Genomic DNA, 16634 nt, shown 5'->3' on the forward strand with positions numbered 1-16634 from the left:
GGGGGTATCCTGTTTGTAAGATATTCTAACAGAAAAGTCGCTGGTATGCAAAATTTTTGTTAAGTTTTCGTTAAGTTATGGCTGTCTCGTTTGCGCATTTGTCCTAGGATGCTATCGATCGTATATAAAGGACGCTTCTTTACTTCAGCAAAAATCGTACCAATATATTCACCGATGATACCGATTGCCATGAGCTGCAATCCCCCGAGCAGCCAAATGGAGATGATCAGGGAAGTCCAGCCCGCATCCGGATTGCCGAATACTTTTTGTATGGCTGCATACCCTGCGGCCATTATGCTGACAAGGAAAAGGAGGAAGCCGACTGCCACAATGAGACGGATAGGAGCGACACTGAATGAAGTGATGCCTTCAAAGGCGAAATTGAGCATTTTCCTCAATGGATATTTCGTTTCTCCGGCAAGCCGGGGCTTTCTCTCATACGTCACGATATCGGAGCGAAACCCGATTTGCGGAATGATTCCCCTGAGGAATATCTTTGATTCGCTGTAACGACTTAATTCTGTAAGGGCCCGTCTGTTGAGCAGCCGATAATCGGCATGATTGGATATCAGCCGGATTCCGAGCATTTCCATCACCCGATAGAAGATTGCAGCGGTATTTCGCTTGAAACCGGTATCGGATGTACGATCATTCCGTACGCCATAAACGATTTCATAGCCTTCGAGGTAGCGGAGCACGAAAGTCCTTATCACCGATATGTCGTCCTGTAAATCAGCATCCAATGTAATGACACAATCGGAGTAATCCTTCGCATGCAGCATGCCAGCAAGCAGGGCTCGCTGATGGCCTGCATTAGCGGCCAATTTGATACCCGTGACAAGCTGATTGGCCAGATGCTCTATCTTGATCAGCTGCCAAGTGTCATCCTTGCTGCCATCATCGACGAACAAAATCGTGCTTGCAGGTGAGATAAGCTGCTCCTGCATCAACGCTGCCAAGGTGGAGGTAAGCTTGGAGCATGTGTCTGTCAGGATTTGTTCTTCGTTATAACAGGGAATGACCAATGTCAGTACAGGTAATGAAGCAGTCATTTGCTCTCTCCTTCCGTACGTACTCGATATAGATGGACAATCCAAGCGGAATCGGGATGATCGAAGCTCCGTTCGTATTGCAGATCATTGGCATCCGCATTGTCGATCAAGACCGATGAGAGCACATAAGATGCGCCTAAATGCCGTAACGCTTCTGCATTCAAATCGAGATCCTTGATTGTGCGATCGGTGTCTTTACGGAAATCATAATGCTTTCCGAGCTCGGCCGAGAAAATGTATAATCGGCTCCCCCACTCATCGAAATAGCGTTTCAGATCCTTGCTTTTTGCCAATTCATCTTCAATGACCTCACGGAAACGGTGCTTGTAGCTCAATGGGATGATGTTGTTGTATGTATCGACAGTGTAAAAACCGTTGTATTGAGCGATGGCGGGATGCAAGCCGATGCTGGCCACCTTATAAGTATGTTGGGGCATCCCGATATACTCGCGGATTTCGCTGAATTGTTCCACAGCATAAAAAGCCCCGACGGAAGGTGTATCCTTATAAAGGCCATACACGATTTCTTCATTGGATAATGCCAATACGATAAGCTGCAAGCATAGGCAAATATAAACAAAAACGCGTATACCCCGCTTACCAAGCTGCCAAAGCAGATAACAAGCCAACCCGAAGCTTGCATAGATGACAAGCGGCCGCAGGAAGTGGAAGCGGGCAAAGTTGAATGCAGAAAGCAAATCGATATGCTCCTTTGGTATTTTCCAAATTTTGTTGAACCAGAGGGCATACCAAAATGATAGGAGTAAATTCAATCCCGTCAGGACGAGATAGATGTTCATGGGCCTTGTCCGTCGCCTGCTAAAGAGAACAGTAAGCAAAGCAATCGCCAGCACCGGCAAAATGATGACGGTGTGGAGGGTCATCACATGATTATGTCCCAGCACGAAGTTTTTCCAGAACAAGCGGAGTGTCTGGTCGAATTCCTGTCTGGAGGACACGAATTCAACCCGATGCATGGTTTCTGAGCCAGCTATCATGGTATAGACTAGCCGGTAATCCGCTGCCAGGAATAAAGCTGTCATCCAGATGATGCTTCCCAAGAAACGCAGATTGAGCCTGCGATAACGAATCAGATCAATCAGCCAAATGATTCCCATGAGCGCAAGGAAAAAAAAGAATCCCAAAACGAAACTGGCGTATAGCGGCAATAAAGAAATCGCAATCCAATGCTTCCAGCTCGCTTTATTTGCGCGTATGGATAGGAAAGCCCATAGCGCCAAGGGATGCCCCATCGTGCTGAGCATCCCGGATGGCCAAAATGGTGTAAGGGCGAATGCGAGGGAAACAAGAGCCGCAATCCAATGTGCTTTGATGTTGCGGATGACATGTGTGCGAAGCAGCAAATACATCCCGGCAAATGCAATCAGCCGGGTGAGCAGCTGACTGATTGCATAAGCGGTCATCGTCGGAAACCAGGCATGGAGCCAAACGATCAGCGTCCATTCCGTTCCCAGTGCATCCCGGGGCAGGCCGCCTATGATTTGGGGGATGACTGCATGGACTCCGCCAAATATTTGTCCGCTTTCAGCGAGTACTTTATACCAAGCGAGGTTGGAGTCGAGATTATCATGCACTCGGATATGGGCGTCGTTTCCAAGAAGGAATAGGGGAGAGGCGAATATCAGTATAGCTGCCACGCAAAGCATGATGGCTTTTTTGTTTGCATATGTCCGCATTATTCCCACATCCTCCCACAGTAATGGTGTTAGTATGCAGCATCGGACAAAGCTCTATTCAAAATACCCGGGATGCCGAGCATCCGCGGGTTATAGGATGATTCAAAATCCGCTTGGAGGAGAGAGGATCTTGTACTTAGTCAGGCCAAAGTCTGCGAAACTCTTGCAGCTGTTTTTCGACAGGTGACTAAAACAGGGCGATGGACGTTTGATCATTATGCTGAATGAACGTTTGATCAATCATGAAGCACTCGACTGTCCGGATGCCAAGAAACCCGGTGTTTGCCTGGTTAGGGCAGTTTTTTTATTTGTGGCTAAAGTAAGGATTACCTTGATTGGACAGGCATGGTAACATAAGTTTATTAAATAAATTCGAATCATGACGCAAAACATTTACTGACTGCAACCTAGGAGGCGATTGTATGTTTCAAACGAAAAAACTGCTGCTGCTCGGATCTGGAGAACTGGGGAAAGAGGTCATAATCGAAGCGCAGCGGCTTGGTGTGGAGACGATCGCAGTAGATCGGTATGACAATGCTCCGGCAATGGCTGTGGCCGATCGCAGCTATGTCATCGATATGCTTGATCAGGAAAAGCTCAGACAGATTGTGGAATGGGAGAAACCGGATTTTCTTGTTCCGGAGATTGAAGCAATTGCTACAGATGCATTGATTGAATTGGAGAAGGAAGGCTATCTCGTCGTACCGACTGCAAAAGCGGCACAGCTGACGATGGATCGTGAAGGCATCCGCCGTTTTGCTGCAGAAACATTGGATATTCCGACTGCAGGCTATCGTTTTGCGGATACATATGAGGCATTTCGGGACGCGGTGGAGGAAATTGGCTTTCCGTGTGTCATCAAACCATTGATGAGTTCATCAGGAAAAGGACAAAGTGTCTGCCGAAGTCAGGAGGATATGGAGAGGAGCTGGCAGCTGGCGATGGAAGGCGGAAGGGTTCAGAAACCGCGTGTCATCGTCGAGGAATTCATTCGGTTCGATGCGGAAATCACATTGCTGACCGTCCGCGCGATAAATGGTACTTTCTTCTGCGAGCCAATTGGGCATGAACAGGAAAATGGCGATTATATCGCGTCATGGCAGCCGCATCAGCTGACAGCATCACAGCTGGAACAAGCGCAGGAAATAGCAGAGCGTATTACAACAGGATTGGGCGGCTACGGTTTATTCGGAGTCGAGCTCTTCCTTGCCGGGGATCAAGTATATTTCAGTGAAGTATCGCCGCGCCCGCATGACACCGGCATGGTGACGATGGTGACACAGCAGCTGTCACAATTCGCCTTGCATGTACGAGCGATACTCGGGCTGCCGATTACAGAAATCAAACTTGTGCAGCCCGGTGCGACCAGTCCATTAAAGGCTGATGCAGCTTACGACTCTTATCATATTTCAGGTATGCGGGAAGCGCTGCAGGAGCCGCAAACGCAGATTCGTGTCTTCCGTAAACCAGTGACGACAGCAGGGCGCAGAGTTGCTGTTGCCTTATCTGCTGCCGATACGGTGAATGAGGCGAGACAGCGTGCGGAACAGGCAAGGAAACGTCTTAAAGTGGAGGGGCAGGATGAATTATCATAACCTGACTTTTCGGGCGGTCACGAATACAGACAATGGTGAAACCACCAGTGATACCATCTTCCATTATCGGCAGGAAGGGAAGATTCTCACCGCAGAATATGCCGGCGGTGCCATTCTGGAAGGAAGGCTGATCGGTTTGGTCGAAGCAGATGGCAAGCTCCGTTTCCGTTATCATCACATCAATGATCATCAGGAGCTGCGGAGCGGGCAATGCGTTTCCGTTCCGGAAATATTGGCAGACGGCCGGATACGGCTGCATGAGCAGTGGCAATGGATGTTCGATGATGATTCCGCTGGACAGTCCATTGTGGAACAGGTGAGGGAGTAGAAGATTTGCATTTCCTGGAGATATTAACTGAGCTGGTGGTGATTCGTATTAAAAGCAACCAAGGAAACGAGTGATGTTCGGATGAAAAACACTTCGATTTTCCTGCTTGGCATCATGCAGTTCGGATAGTGCATCCAAATAGGAATCTGCTGCAAAAGAGGCTAAGGAAGACGGGGAGGGGACGGTGGATATTAGTGCGATATAGGAAGTCAGCACAGAAGCGCCGCTGTCGATGCTTAAAGAACAGAATGGAAGACACGGAAACAATTGTACTGTTTCTGTGTCTTTTTTTGATGTTTCTCAGAGTGCGGCTGCATTCCACATGAAAATAGCGTCCAGCATTATTCTTGATAGGAAGCGGGAATTGATGAACCAGCACCATAATGATTGGTTTTACGTTAATAGATGGCAATCACTTTGTGAGTGGGTAAAATTTCGATGGGTAAATGCACTGTAATTTTTTTGTAAATAACCGTGCAGGTAAAGCGGCATAAGGTATAGTGGAAGAAAAAGGAGGTTTCCCATGGAAAGCAAACGCTTGAAGCAGATTTCCAATCAAAGCAGTGGATTCGGCTTTCTCTTTTCCCTGCCGATTTTGTCATGGGCGTTATATGACTTTGCCAATACGATATTTTCTTCCAATATCACAACTGTCTTTTTTCCATTCTATGTAACGGATACAATCGGTACTACGGCGGAATTGGAACAGCTCGGAAATGCGCTGATATCCTATGCAAATGCGCTGGCCAGCTTCTTTCTCGTCATCTTCTCGCCGTTATTCGGGGTCTGGATCGATCAGACGGGCTATAAGCAGCGTTATGTCATCCGATTCGCTGCCATCTCCATTTTGTGTACGGTTTTAATGGGGCTGTTTGCGGGATGGGATTCAGATGGGATACTATGGGGGCTTCCAGTACCTTTTGTAGCGACTGTCCTGATGTTTGTACTGGCAAAATTTTTCTATAATAGCAGTCTCATATTCTATGATGCGAAAATCAGTGACTTGGTGCCGAGGGATCGTCTGTCGATATTATCGGGGTTCGGCGTGGCTGTGGGCTATATGGGCACTCTGGCCGGTTTGATGGTTTACTTCTTGCTCGATGACGGCTATGAATATGTTTTTTTGGCAACGGCGGCTCTCTATCTGGTATTTACACTTCCGCTGCTATTTTTCTTAAGGGAAGAACGCTCGATGCAGAAGAAATCCGGGAATGGCCTGCTATCGGGATATAAAGAAATCATCGCTACCATCAGGGAGATCCGGAAACATCGGTCGATATTCCGATTCATGATTGGTTATTTCTTCGTCAACGATGCAATCGCAACCACCATTGCTGTCATGAGTGTCTATGCCGTCACAGTAGTAGGATTCAGTTCCGGGCAGTTCATCATCCTCTATCTTGTTTCCACGGTCACGGCAATCATCGGGTCTTTCTGCTTTGGTCAGATAGCCAATAAAATCGGGGCACATCGATCATTTTCCTTGGTTGCGGTAATCATGGTGATTGCTTTGACCATCGGGGTATTGGCTGCTGCCCAATGGATGTTCTGGATAGCCGGCAGTCTTTTCGGAATTGCCCTTGGGTCGATCTGGGTCACATCGCGGATTTTGATTGTGGATTTATCCCCAACTGAAAAGCAGGGGCAGTTCTTTGGGCTGTTTGCGTTCTCTGGAAAGGTGTCATCCATCATTGGTCCGATGATTTATGGGAGTATAACGCTTGCGTTGAAAGATTTTGGGGATTTGGCTAGCAGAGCTGCCTTGACATCGCTCATTTTGCTGACAATCATCGGTCTGCTCGTACATATCGCGAAGACGCCGGATAGGATGGCAGTGCGTTAATGCGCCTGCCATTCATCCAGTGAATCTACGAAGGTGCCGGAGAAGTGCACACTTCTTGCGATATTGAAAAGCTGTACTTTCGCTAAAATGGAAATAGGATTGATGATGACGATGTTACGGAAACCAAGTTCATCATATAACTTAAAAGCATCAGCAATTCGATAGACCAGATCCTGCTTTATCACATTCAAATGGATGAGATCAACGATGAGATCATATTCCGAGGCCTGGATCGACCCGAATGTTTCATAAAGAGTCTCCATGAATGCTGTGGATTCCTTATTCTTAAAGAACCCTTCCGCTGTGATGCGAAGCACCTTCTCTTTGTCATCAACTTCAAATTTGTACATACTGAATTACTCCCCAAACTTCATTCCTTAACGGGCTTAAGCGTACTAGCTTTGCCGAATTATGTCAATTAACCATTTCACTTCTTTACACTTGTAAGGGTTCCATTTTATTGGAATTTATAAGTGTATATTGCACTAGTGTTTTCCCTCTCCTAAAGCAAAGCCCGCTGTCATGCAATTCTTTAAATCGAGCATTCTGGTTCTCTTTTCTTGTTTACCCAGATTATGGGTTAGTCGTTCATGGATATAAAGTTCTTTTATAGCCCATGAACAAAGGATAACCTTCTATATTAAGGTTTTTATTACAATATAAACCAGATTTAGTCTGAGCAATTTGTCCGTTCACCTTCCGGATGTTCTGCTGAGCCTGGTTTGTGATTTCTGCTGCTTATGAGCCATGCATACAGACCTATCGATATAGTTTCATTCCATTACCTCCTGCTCTTCCCGGTATTTGATATACTAGCTAACAATAGAAGCGATTTGGGAGGAAGAGGAATGGCAGATGTGAGCGTATCGATGGAGGCGGAGGAAAAGAGGGATATGACTTTCAGGCAGGGCGTAAAGGATTGCATTCCAACCTTGCTTGGTTATATCAGCATCGGGATTGCTGCCGGCGTGGTCGGTGTTGCGGCCGGAATCAGTGCATTGGAGGTCGTGCTTTTGGCGTTACTGGTATATGCTGGATCAGCACAGTTTATTTTTGCAGCCTTGGTGCTGGATGGGAGTCCGGCAGCTGCAATCATATTGACGACCTTCATTGTGAATCTCCGTCATTTCTTGATGAGTGCGACACTTGCACCGCATTTTACACAGTATTCTGTCTGGCGGAACATCGGAATCGGCATTCTGCTGACAGATGAAACCTTTGGGGTTGCTTCTGGCAGACTTCAGCTAAAGCAGCGGATGAGTGCAAGCTGGATGAACGGACTTAACATCACTGCTTATTTATGCTGGATTGTCTCTTGTGCTGCTGGTGCACTATTTGGGAACTGGCTGTCGGATCCAGAGGCATTCGGGCTGGATTTTGCCCTGACAGCTATGTTCATTGCGCTGCTTGTGCTGCAGCTCGATGCCATTGAATCGGCAAAATTAAAGCATCATCTGCGGCTGATGGGGTGCATTGTCCTCTTGATGGCAGGCTTTTCATTCTTTGTCAGTTCCCATATGGCCGTGCTGCTTGCTACAATCATAGGAGCAACGATTGGAGTGGTGACAGAGAAATGACCACTTCTTTATCTATGCTGCTGCTGATAGCTGCTTGCGCGGCAGTGACAATAGTGCCTCGGGTCCTGCCATTTTTAATAATACGGAATTTGAAATTACCAGTCGTCGTCATGAAATGGCTATCTTATATACCTATATGCATCCTGACTGCGCTTGTCGTCTCTAGTGTGCTGGGGGAGGGCGGGGCGGCATCCTTTGATTGGCAGGCCATCGTGATCATCATTCCAACAGTCTTATTTGCACTTTGGACAAAGAGTCTGTTGTTTACAGTCATAGTTGGCGTTGTGCTGATGGCTGCCTTGCGTTTATTGATTGGATGACAAGAAAGAAATCCCGATGCAGTCTGCATCGGGATTATTGTTTTTAGGTGACAGGTGCGGGATTGAAGAGGGCAAGATCATTATGGGTGCCCCAATGATCGGCCCAGGTCTTTTTTCTGCCGCTTGCTGCATCCAATATGAAATGGAATATCTCCCAGCCAACCTCTTCCAATGTTGCTTCTCCGGTAGCGATCGTTCCGGCATTGATATCGATTAAATCCTTCCATTGCTCCTGCAGGGCGGTGCGGGTCGATATCTTGACAACTGGAGCCATTGCCAGACTGTATGGGGTTCCGCGTCCGGTTGTGAACAGCTGCAGATGAATACCGGAAGCAAGCTGCAGTGTACCGCAGACAAAGTCACTGGCAGGTGTGGCGGCAAATAGCAGGCCTTTTGTCCCGGCTCGTTCTCCTGGAGCAAGGACATCCATGATGGTGCTTTGCCCTGACTTGGCAACAGAGCCCAACGCTTTTTCCACTACATTGGATAAGCCGCCTTTTTTGTTCCCGGGTGATGGATTGGCACTGCGGTCAGCCTGACCGGAAGCTAAATAGCGATCATACCAATCCATTTCTCGTACCAGCTTTTCAGCGACTTCCTTGCTGGCGGCGCGCGGTGTCAGCAAATGGATGGCATCACGGACTTCCGTCACCTCGGAAAACATCACGGTTGCACCAGCACGGACAAGCAAATCGGATGCGTAACCTACGGCAGGGTTTGCGGTAACGCCGGAAAATGCATCGCTTCCGCCGCATTGCGTACCAATGACAAGTTCGGAGACTGGGCAGGTTTCTCGTTTCCGGCTGTTCAGCTTGGCAAGTATTACTTCCGCTTTTTCGATGATTTTATTTACCATTGCATGAAATCCCTGCTGATCCTGGAGCATGATGATATCACTGTCGTCACCGCTTGGATTCACACGTGAGGGAATGAGTTTTTCGCAGCCAAGACCGATGACCAGCGTTTCCCCGCCAAAGTTGGGATGGCGGGCTAAATTTTGGACGGTGCGAATGGGGATGACAGCTTCCGGCGCTTGAATGGCGACTCCGCAGCCGTAGGTATGATGAAGCCCGATGATGTCATCTACATTTGGATAGTTTGGCAGGATTTCCTGTTTCAGCTTTTTGACTGCATGATCCATTACACCGACGACACATTGGACACTGGTGATGATTCCGAGTATGTTTTTGGTACCGACTGAACCATCCGGATTGCGGAAGCCTTCGAATGTATAACCTTCCAATGGCTCCATGGGGGCAGTGGGTTCCGGGGACAGAGAGAGATCGTCAAGCGGAGGAGGAGTCGGCATGAGCAAATGACGCTCCTGGACCCAGCTTCCGGCAGCGATGTCGGTCGTGGCATGGCCGATGACCTCCCCATAACGGATAATGGGTTCTCCGGTCTTGATGGACCGAAGGGAAATTTTGTGACCTTGAGGGATACGTTCTAGCGTGATAATTTCATCATCGTCCAGGATAGTGCCGGCAGCAAGGCCGCCATCGGTGACAGCGATGGCGACATTGTCCTGCGCATGTACTTTGACAAAATAGGGGTTTGTCGCAGCTTTTGATTTCAATGCATATTCCTCCTTTTGTAAACGATTTCATAAAAGGGCATTAAAAAAGAATGGGGCTAATTGTTATTTTGTTTAATTGTATGACTAATAGAAGCGGATGTCAATATCAGCTGGAAAAAGCAACGGAATATCATACCGCTGCTTTTTCCAGCTGCCTTGAATAAATGGCTGTAAGCAAGAAAGCCAAGCCGGTGATGGAGAGTACAATCATTAATCTCCGGAAGCCGGGGAGGGAAAGGTCAGCACCAAAGACAATTGCCAAGACAACGGAAGAAAGAATGGAACCCAGGTATCTGCATGTCTGAAAGAGACCTGAGCTTGTCCCGACGATATTTTCGGGAGAGGCATTCAGCATGGAAGCTTGCAAGGTTACATTTCCGATACCGTAGCTGATACCCAGAAAAATGAGGATGACCCCGATATTTCCGAGTGTGAGCCGTTCTGATAAAACTGCCATACCAGCTGTACCGCCGATCATAAGCACAGCCCCGGCTATCGTAGGGATACTGGTACCGGAGCGGTCGATCCAGCGTCCCATCATGAAGGATATCAATGTACTTGCACCTGAAAGGAAAATCATCATCAGTCCGCTTGTTTTCAAGCTGTAGTGCAAGGCGTCCTGAAAAAAGCTCGGCAGCCCGAAAAAGAGACTGTAGTTAAAGACATTCAATAGGATGAACTGGATGTAGACAAGGGTCAGCCTTCTGTTGCTCTGCAAAAGTCGTACATCGATAAAAGGATGATCTGCATGCAGTTCGCGATAAATGAAAGCTGCCAAAAAGAGGACCCCCGTACCTAGCGGGATATAATGGATACCGTGCTCGAAAGACAAAAGGAAATACAATAGAAAGCTCATGCCAAGAGCAAACAAGATGATGCCGATGCTATCGAGCTGCTTCCAAAATTCGCGCAAGGTATAATGATTGGTTTTTGGATCTTTCGGGACTGCGGACCATGTCAGTAAAAAACTTAGCAGAATGAACGGTGCATTTACGGTAAAAATCGCCGGCCATCCTGCAAAGTCAATCAAAAATCCCCCTGCAGTCGGGCCGAAAGCAGACATGGAGGAAGTGAAAATCGACAGGATGGCAAGTGCCGATGCTTGTTTTTCGTGAATATGCGTCCGCACAAGTGCCATTCCGGCAGGGTAAATGGAACTGCTGCCGATGGCCTGAAAGAGCCTCATTCCCAATAAAATCAAAAACGTGCCTGCAAACGGGGCTCCGATTGCGGATACAGCCACTAGAAGCAGACCGGCCAACAGCATCTTGCGCCGCCCGATCAAATCCCCGACCTTACCTGCAATCGGTACGACGATGGCGCTGGCTAGATAGTAGGTGGAGATAAGCCAGGAAACGGTAGCGAAGGTCAGCGAAAATTCATGCTGGATGGCATGGAGAGCCAATGAAATCATGGAAGAGTTCAACGGGTTCAGCATCGTTCCTGTTGCAATGGCTGTCAGGAATAGACCACGCTGTTTTTTATTCATGCATGTTCACCATACCGAGGGAATCTTTTGTGATGCGGATTCTGTGTTTCAAGGTCGGTCTTGCAGGCAGTCTCATCCGGCATCGTGTCCGTGATGACAAGCTGATCATATCCCCAGCGGCAAGAAGCAGTGCTTTCCTGCTATGATCCTCCGCGGCAATCTGTTTTATGCCAATGAAAGCTCCCACATTCCGCTGCGCCCCCGCAAAATCCGGCTTTCCAGCTTGCAGGCGCTCATCGAGTGCAGACCAAGCTGCAGATCCTTCGCCCGGGAAAGTGACGATCCCTTTCTGTAAATCGATCGGCACCAATATCGTGTTATTAAAATTGCGCATGATTGTTACCTCCAAATTTCTCTCTGTTGTTAATGTGACCATTCCGGTGATTCTTACACATCCCTAATAGGATTCACTTATCCGCTTTATGGGTAAGGTTATAGTGCCTCTTCATTGAATGTGGTGGAATATTTTGCTTCAATAGATAATTGAGCATGCTGAAGGAAGGATACGGCGGCACTGTCCAGTGGCTTGTATCACTTTGAATGACTCGCTGCATTTACGTTTATACTAAGCGATGCCATGTCATTTAATCCTGATTAGTTCACTCAGACTTTTTTCTTTACTTTTGCTGATGTTGGACGTACACTGTTGAAGTTAAAAATTATAGAAAAGTGGGTTTGGTACATGAAGAAAGCACTATTAGGTCTACTATTTATGTCAATATTTGCAATTCTCGCCGCCTGCGGCAACGGAGATGATTCCGCGTCCGATTCAGGTGATAATGGCGGTAATTCCGATCTTTGGCAAGAAGTTCAGGATAAAGGTGTAATTACTGTAGGAACGGAAGGAACTTATGCTCCGTTCACTTTCCATGACGATAATGGGGAGCTTACAGGCTATGATGTAGATGTGATGAAGGAAGTCGGCAAGCATCTGGGCCTTGAAGTGAAATTTGAAGAAACACAGTGGGATTCCATGTTCTCTGGTTTGAACAGCGCGCGTTTCGATGTTATCGCGAACCAAGTGGGTAAAGGGCAGAACGACGAACGTGTCGGACAATATGACTTCTCCGATCCTTATACAAAATCCCAGTCGGTTGTCGTGACAGCTGCGGATAATAACGAAATAAAATCAATCGAGGATGTGGAAGGCAAGACATCCGCACAGTCTTTGACAAGTAACTATAATGCACTTGCCGAAGAAGCAGGAGCGAAAATCGAAGGTGTCGAAGGGCTGGCGCAATCCATTCAGCTGATTGAACAAGGCCGTGTCGATCTTACTTTCAATGACAAACTTGCTGTCCTTGATTATTTGAATAATACCGATGAGGATGCACCAGTGAAAATTGCTTTCGAGACTGGCGAGCCATCCGAGACATACTTCACTTTCCGCAAAGATAGCGGGGAGATCGTGGACCAGTTCAACAAAGCACTTGATGAGATGCGTGAAGATGGTACATTAGCTGAAATCTCAACGAAATGGTTTGGCGAAGATGTTAACAAGTAATATGGTATTCGGCGGGATTGTCATCCCTTGGGAGCTGTTGCAGCAGTCATTCTGGCCGATACTGATCGAGGGGATCAAAGTCACGATCCCCTTGACTCTTATTTCATTCTTTTTTGGTATCATCATCGCACTCATCACGGCACTGGTAAGGATTTCGAAGATCAAGCCATTGCGGTGGATTTTCTCTGTTTACGTATCTGCCATCCGAGGCACACCGCTGCTCGTTCAGTTATTCATCATTTTCTACTTGCTGCCGGAATTGAATATTATGATCGATCCGTATCCGACAGCTATCATAGCCTTTTCCTTGAATGTAGGGGCATATGCATCGGAAATCATCCGGGCATCCATCCTCTCGGTTCCAAAAGGACAATGGGAGGCGGGCTTTACGATTGGGATGACATATCGGAAAACGCTGTTTCGTGTCATTCTTCCGCAGGCATTGCGAGTATCCGTGCCGCCTTTATCCAATAGCTTCATCAGCTTGGTGAAGGAAACATCGCTGGCATCCCAGATTCTCGTAACCGAGCTGTTTCGCAAATCACAGCAAATCGGTGCCACCAACCTGGATCAGATTGTCTATATTTATATCCTGGCTGCCTTCATTTATTGGATCATCTGTTTCGTCCTGTCGCTGGTCCAGCATCAGCTTGAGCGCAGATTAGACCGTTACACAGCAAGGTAAGGAGGGATAGCAATGCTAGCAGTAAAAGGTTTAAAGAAAACTTTCGGTACAAATACAGTGTTGAAATCCATCGATTTGCAAGTGGATAAAGGCAAGGTGATTGCGATCCTCGGACCATCGGGTTCCGGGAAGACAACGCTATTGCGCTGTTTGAATGCACTGGAGATTCCGGATGAAGGAATCGTCGGCTTCGAGGACCATCAAGTGGATTTCAGCCAGAAGGTCAAACAGCAGGAATTGATCAAACTGCGCCGCAAATCAGGCATGGTGTTTCAATCTTATAATCTATTCCCGCATCGTACGGTGCTGGAAAATGTCATGGAAGGACCTGTTCAGGTCCAAAAACGAGACAAACAGACTGTACGGAACGAAGCCATCGAATTGCTTGATAAAGTAGGACTAAAGGATAAAAAAGATCTGTATCCGTACCAGCTTTCGGGCGGACAGCAGCAGCGGGTGGGGATTGCCAGGGCGCTTGCAATCAAACCGGAGCTCATGCTGTTCGATGAACCAACTTCCGCGCTCGATCCGGAACTGATCGGGGAAGTGCTCCGAGTCATGCGCGATTTGGCCAATGAAGGCTGGACGATGGTGGTCGTCACGCATGAGATCAAATTCGCCCAGGAAATCGCCGATGAAATCATCTTTATCGATGGCGGCGTCATTGTCGAAAAAGGATCGCCGGCAGAAGTGCTTTCGAACCCAAAAGAAGATCGTACACAGCGCTTCCTGCACCGGATATTGAATCCGACAGAGTAAAGAGGCTGGGACAATAACTAATTTTCCAGTGCTTAAAACCGAATCTTATTCTTGAGCCCTGCTTCGGCAGGACACTCCGCTTTCCACGGGCCCGGCCTCAGCCTCCTCGTGGAAAGGTCACCACTGCGGGGTCTTCAGCTCGCGCTGTTCCCGCAGGAATCTCCGTGTTCTCCCTACGCTAGGAGATAACTAATCAAAAAACCGAACTTATGCAAATTTTCGTATGAAGATTTGCAATATAGTTCGGTTTTTATTTGGCTAAAACACTTTTATCCCAGCCTCTTTTTGTTTATTTTTTTAAGTGATTCAATTGATAAAGGTAATTTAGTTACCGATAATAAGTATGAAGTACATATTCTGAGAGGGGACTTAAGAGATGGAATTCAAAGACAAAGTGGTACTTATTACTGGGGCGGCAGGCGGAATCGGAATTGCGGCTGCCAAGAAATTCGCTGCTGAAGGGGCGAAGCTGGCTTTGGTGGATCTTTCCAGGGAAACATTGGAAAACGCTGCAGCATCCATCGAGGCAGAGAAATTACTGCTGTCAGCCAATGTTGCGAAGGAAGAGGACGTAGTGAATTACGTACAAAAAACAACAGAGCATTTTGGCCGGATTGATGTATTTGTCAATAACGCTGGTATCAATGGGGAATTCGCGAATATCGTCGATTCTTCTGTGGAGAATCTGGAAAAGGTGCTCGCTGTCAATGTAGTCGGTGCTTTCCTCGGATTGAAGCATGTATTGAAAGTGATGACAGCGCAGAAAAGCGGTGCAGTGGTGAACACAGCTTCCAACGGCGGGTTGCTTGGAGCTCCAGGCATGAGCGCTTATATCGCTTCGAAGCATGCGCTTATCGGCCTTAATAAAACAGCTGCATTGGAAGTGGCTGATTATGGCGTCCGTGTAAATGCTGTTGCACCATCTGGAGTGGATACGGCAATGATGCGTTCCATCGAAACAAATGCGGCAAAAGGACATGAAGAAGAAGCCAGAAAAGGCTTTGAAGCGAGCGTACCGATGAACCGTTATGCTACGGCAGAAGAGATTGCCGATTTGATGCTGTTCCTGGCTTCTGAGAAAGCTTCCTTCATTACAGGCTCTTATTACCGCATCGATGGCGGACAAGGAACAACTTCCGCTTGATTTTGAAACACGCCGGTCAAATGACAGGCGTGTTTTTTATATGCGTGTATAAGTCCGGGGCCGAATGTGCATGTGCCTCTTCCTTGGCGATGATCGTCTCTTCCAGCTCATGTAAAAAGGTCTTGGCTACACGGGAAAGTGTATTGTTTCCGTGATAAACATAGCCAAAAGCGTAAGTTTGATAAAAGGGAGGGGCAAAATGGAGCAGCGTGATGTCTTTGCTTCTCGATAATTCGGCATCGGTCCGGAAGGCATAATCGAATCCGATATTGATTGCAGTCTCATTTTCCACCATATTCCGGATCGTCTGGACATTGTTCGTCGTGAACAGGATGTCGTATTGCAATGACTTGAACTGGCGCATGAAGGCTTGGATATAAGCATCATTATAAAGGACGATCGGCTGTTTGATGAGCATTTCTTCCGTGATGAATTTTTCCTTGGCCAGCGGATGCCGATTATTGACAGCTGTGACCATATGCCCATCCAGCAGTCTTTTAAAGACCAGATTGCGATATTTTTGTACTTCTTTTTCTGTATAGATGACCAGCCCGATATCCACTGCTTCGGCTGCCACTTTCCTCATGATGTGCTGGGAGGTATGCTCGAATAAGGATGCCTTGATATTCGGATGGCGCTTGCGGAATTTAGCGAATAATTCCACGAGAATCTGCATCGGTCCGGGGAAGCTGGCAATTTTGAGCTCTCCATTCAAGGACTCGGTATATGTCTCCGCTTCGTCGGTGAATTCCTGCAGCTTCTCCAGCACAGCCTCCGCATGCCGGACAAGCTTCTTGCCTTCTTCTGTCGGTGTCGTGCCGGTCCGGGAGCGGCTGAATAAGCTGATATTCAGCTCCCTTTCCAGGTTGGTCAATGCCTGGCTCAGAGCAGGCAATGTCACGTGCTGCTCGGCTGCCGCTGCTTTCAGTGAACCTGATCTTGCAATGGCGACGATATATTTCAATTGCTCGATTGTCATGTCCATCCCTCATTTAGTTAAGCAAACGTTTATTTAAGTTAAATGATCCGAAATTTATTATATCATTCAGCAGTATTATACTGAAA

The 16634-nt window shown here is 47.4% G+C and carries 16 protein-coding genes; 9 read left to right on the forward strand and 7 right to left on the reverse strand.

The features are described 5' to 3' along the window. Positions 1–59: 59 nt before the first annotated feature. A complete protein-coding gene (locus MHI54_RS10785; protein ID WP_095214405.1) occupies positions 60–1052 on the reverse strand; it encodes a glycosyltransferase family 2 protein in 993 nt (330 codons plus the stop codon). Continuing rightward, a complete protein-coding gene (locus MHI54_RS10790; RefSeq protein ID WP_095214404.1) occupies positions 1049–2749 on the reverse strand; it encodes a DUF6044 family protein in 1701 nt (566 codons plus the stop codon). Before MHI54_RS10790 ends, MHI54_RS10785 begins: the two co-directional genes overlap by 4 nt. 422 nt (positions 2750–3171) lie before the next feature. Between MHI54_RS10790 and purT the strand changes: the two genes are divergently transcribed. The 3 genes from purT to MHI54_RS10805 all read left to right on the forward strand — a co-directional run bounded on the left by purT (position 3172) and on the right by MHI54_RS10805 (position 6515). Beyond that, positions 3172–4344, forward strand: coding sequence for a phosphoribosylglycinamide formyltransferase 2 (gene purT, locus MHI54_RS10795; protein ID WP_095214403.1), 1173 nt, complete (start codon positions 3172–3174; stop codon positions 4342–4344). Further along, positions 4331–4672 carry a n-acetylglutamate synthase gene (locus tag MHI54_RS10800; protein ID WP_095214402.1) on the forward strand — a complete coding sequence of 114 codons (342 nt, stop codon included), beginning with the start codon at positions 4331–4333 and terminating at the stop codon, positions 4670–4672. The genes purT and MHI54_RS10800 overlap by 14 nt, the downstream gene beginning before the upstream one ends. A gap of 523 nt (positions 4673–5195) precedes the next feature. Further along, positions 5196–6515, forward strand: a complete 1320-nt coding sequence (locus tag MHI54_RS10805; protein WP_095214400.1) for an MFS transporter — start codon at positions 5196–5198, stop codon at positions 6513–6515. Here MHI54_RS10805 and MHI54_RS10810 read toward each other — a convergent pair. Beyond that, positions 6512–6865 carry a hypothetical protein gene (locus MHI54_RS10810; protein WP_095214399.1) on the reverse strand — a complete coding sequence of 118 codons (354 nt, stop codon included), beginning with the start codon at positions 6863–6865 and terminating at the stop codon, positions 6512–6514. The genes MHI54_RS10805 and MHI54_RS10810 overlap by 4 nt on opposite strands. 498 nt (positions 6866–7363) lie before the next feature. On the opposite strand from MHI54_RS10810, the gene MHI54_RS10815 reads away from it, so the two are divergent. Further along, on the forward strand, positions 7364–8092 hold the full coding sequence (locus MHI54_RS10815) for an AzlC family ABC transporter permease (RefSeq protein WP_340081458.1): 729 nt from the start codon (positions 7364–7366) through the stop codon (positions 8090–8092). Further along, positions 8089–8412, forward strand: a complete 324-nt coding sequence (locus MHI54_RS10820; protein ID WP_095214398.1) for an AzlD domain-containing protein — start codon at positions 8089–8091, stop codon at positions 8410–8412. The genes MHI54_RS10815 and MHI54_RS10820 overlap by 4 nt, the downstream gene beginning before the upstream one ends. Before the next feature lie 43 nt (positions 8413–8455). Here the strand turns inward: MHI54_RS10820 and garD are convergent, their stop codons facing one another. The 3 genes from garD to MHI54_RS10835 form a co-directional block, all read right to left on the reverse strand. Further along, positions 8456–9988, reverse strand: a complete 1533-nt coding sequence (garD, locus tag MHI54_RS10825; protein WP_340081459.1) for a galactarate dehydratase — start codon at positions 9986–9988, stop codon at positions 8456–8458. Positions 9989–10118: 130 nt separating this feature from the next. Further along, positions 10119–11477, reverse strand: a complete 1359-nt coding sequence (locus tag MHI54_RS10830; RefSeq protein WP_095214396.1) for an MFS transporter — start codon at positions 11475–11477, stop codon at positions 10119–10121. Then, a complete protein-coding gene (locus MHI54_RS10835) occupies positions 11470–11811 on the reverse strand; it encodes a hypothetical protein (protein WP_095214395.1) in 342 nt (113 codons plus the stop codon). Before MHI54_RS10835 ends, MHI54_RS10830 begins: the two co-directional genes overlap by 8 nt. Before the next feature lie 348 nt (positions 11812–12159). On the opposite strand from MHI54_RS10835, the gene MHI54_RS10840 reads away from it, so the two are divergent. The 4 genes from MHI54_RS10840 (at position 12160) to MHI54_RS10855 (ending at position 15569) form a co-directional block, all read left to right on the forward strand. Beyond that, a complete protein-coding gene (locus tag MHI54_RS10840; RefSeq protein ID WP_340081461.1) occupies positions 12160–12981 on the forward strand; it encodes an amino acid ABC transporter substrate-binding protein in 822 nt (273 codons plus the stop codon). Next, the gene (locus MHI54_RS10845) at positions 12968–13666 is read left to right on the forward strand and encodes an amino acid ABC transporter permease (protein WP_095214393.1); all 699 of its coding nucleotides are present in this window, start codon (positions 12968–12970) and stop codon (positions 13664–13666) included. Before MHI54_RS10840 ends, MHI54_RS10845 begins: the two co-directional genes overlap by 14 nt. A 12-nt stretch (positions 13667–13678) precedes the next feature. After that, positions 13679–14425 (forward strand): amino acid ABC transporter ATP-binding protein, encoded by a 747-nt coding sequence (locus MHI54_RS10850; RefSeq protein ID WP_095214392.1) that lies wholly within the window; start codon positions 13679–13681, stop codon positions 14423–14425. 376 nt (positions 14426–14801) lie between these two features. After that, positions 14802–15569 (forward strand): glucose 1-dehydrogenase, encoded by a 768-nt coding sequence (locus MHI54_RS10855; protein WP_340081463.1) that lies wholly within the window; start codon positions 14802–14804, stop codon positions 15567–15569. 16 nt (positions 15570–15585) lie between these two features. Here the strand turns inward: MHI54_RS10855 and MHI54_RS10860 are convergent, their stop codons facing one another. After that, positions 15586–16548 (reverse strand): LysR family transcriptional regulator, encoded by a 963-nt coding sequence (locus MHI54_RS10860; RefSeq protein WP_158221448.1) that lies wholly within the window; start codon positions 16546–16548, stop codon positions 15586–15588. Between the last annotated feature and the right edge of the window lie 86 nt (positions 16549–16634).

Origin of the sequence: Terribacillus sp. FSL K6-0262, assembly GCF_037977385.1 — a bacterium.
GTDB lineage: Bacteria > Bacillota > Bacilli > Bacillales > Amphibacillaceae > Terribacillus.

Bases quoted from the DNA above. Each gene is read 5' to 3' on its own strand.
- MHI54_RS10785 (WP_095214405.1), bottom strand. From the start codon at position 1,052: ATGACTGCTTCATTACCTGTACTGACATTGGTCATTCCCTGTTATAAC.
- MHI54_RS10790 (WP_095214404.1), bottom strand. From the start codon at position 2,749: ATGCGGACATATGCAAACAAAAAAGCCATCATGCTTTGCGTGGCAGCT.
- purT (WP_095214403.1), top strand. From the start codon at position 3,172: ATGTTTCAAACGAAAAAACTGCTGCTGCTCGGATCTGGAGAACTGGGG.
- MHI54_RS10800 (WP_095214402.1), top strand. From the start codon at position 4,331: ATGAATTATCATAACCTGACTTTTCGGGCGGTCACGAATACAGACAAT.
- MHI54_RS10805 (WP_095214400.1), top strand. From the start codon at position 5,196: ATGGAAAGCAAACGCTTGAAGCAGATTTCCAATCAAAGCAGTGGATTC.
- MHI54_RS10810 (WP_095214399.1), bottom strand. From the start codon at position 6,865: ATGTACAAATTTGAAGTTGATGACAAAGAGAAGGTGCTTCGCATCACA.
- MHI54_RS10815 (WP_340081458.1), top strand. From the start codon at position 7,364: ATGGCAGATGTGAGCGTATCGATGGAGGCGGAGGAAAAGAGGGATATG.
- MHI54_RS10820 (WP_095214398.1), top strand. From the start codon at position 8,089: ATGACCACTTCTTTATCTATGCTGCTGCTGATAGCTGCTTGCGCGGCA.
- MHI54_RS10830 (WP_095214396.1), bottom strand. From the start codon at position 11,477: ATGAATAAAAAACAGCGTGGTCTATTCCTGACAGCCATTGCAACAGGA.
- MHI54_RS10835 (WP_095214395.1), bottom strand. From the start codon at position 11,811: ATGCGCAATTTTAATAACACGATATTGGTGCCGATCGATTTACAGAAA.
- MHI54_RS10840 (WP_340081461.1), top strand. From the start codon at position 12,160: ATGAAGAAAGCACTATTAGGTCTACTATTTATGTCAATATTTGCAATT.
- MHI54_RS10845 (WP_095214393.1), top strand. From the start codon at position 12,968: ATGTTAACAAGTAATATGGTATTCGGCGGGATTGTCATCCCTTGGGAG.
- MHI54_RS10850 (WP_095214392.1), top strand. From the start codon at position 13,679: ATGCTAGCAGTAAAAGGTTTAAAGAAAACTTTCGGTACAAATACAGTG.
- MHI54_RS10855 (WP_340081463.1), top strand. From the start codon at position 14,802: ATGGAATTCAAAGACAAAGTGGTACTTATTACTGGGGCGGCAGGCGGA.
- MHI54_RS10860 (WP_158221448.1), bottom strand. From the start codon at position 16,548: ATGACAATCGAGCAATTGAAATATATCGTCGCCATTGCAAGATCAGGT.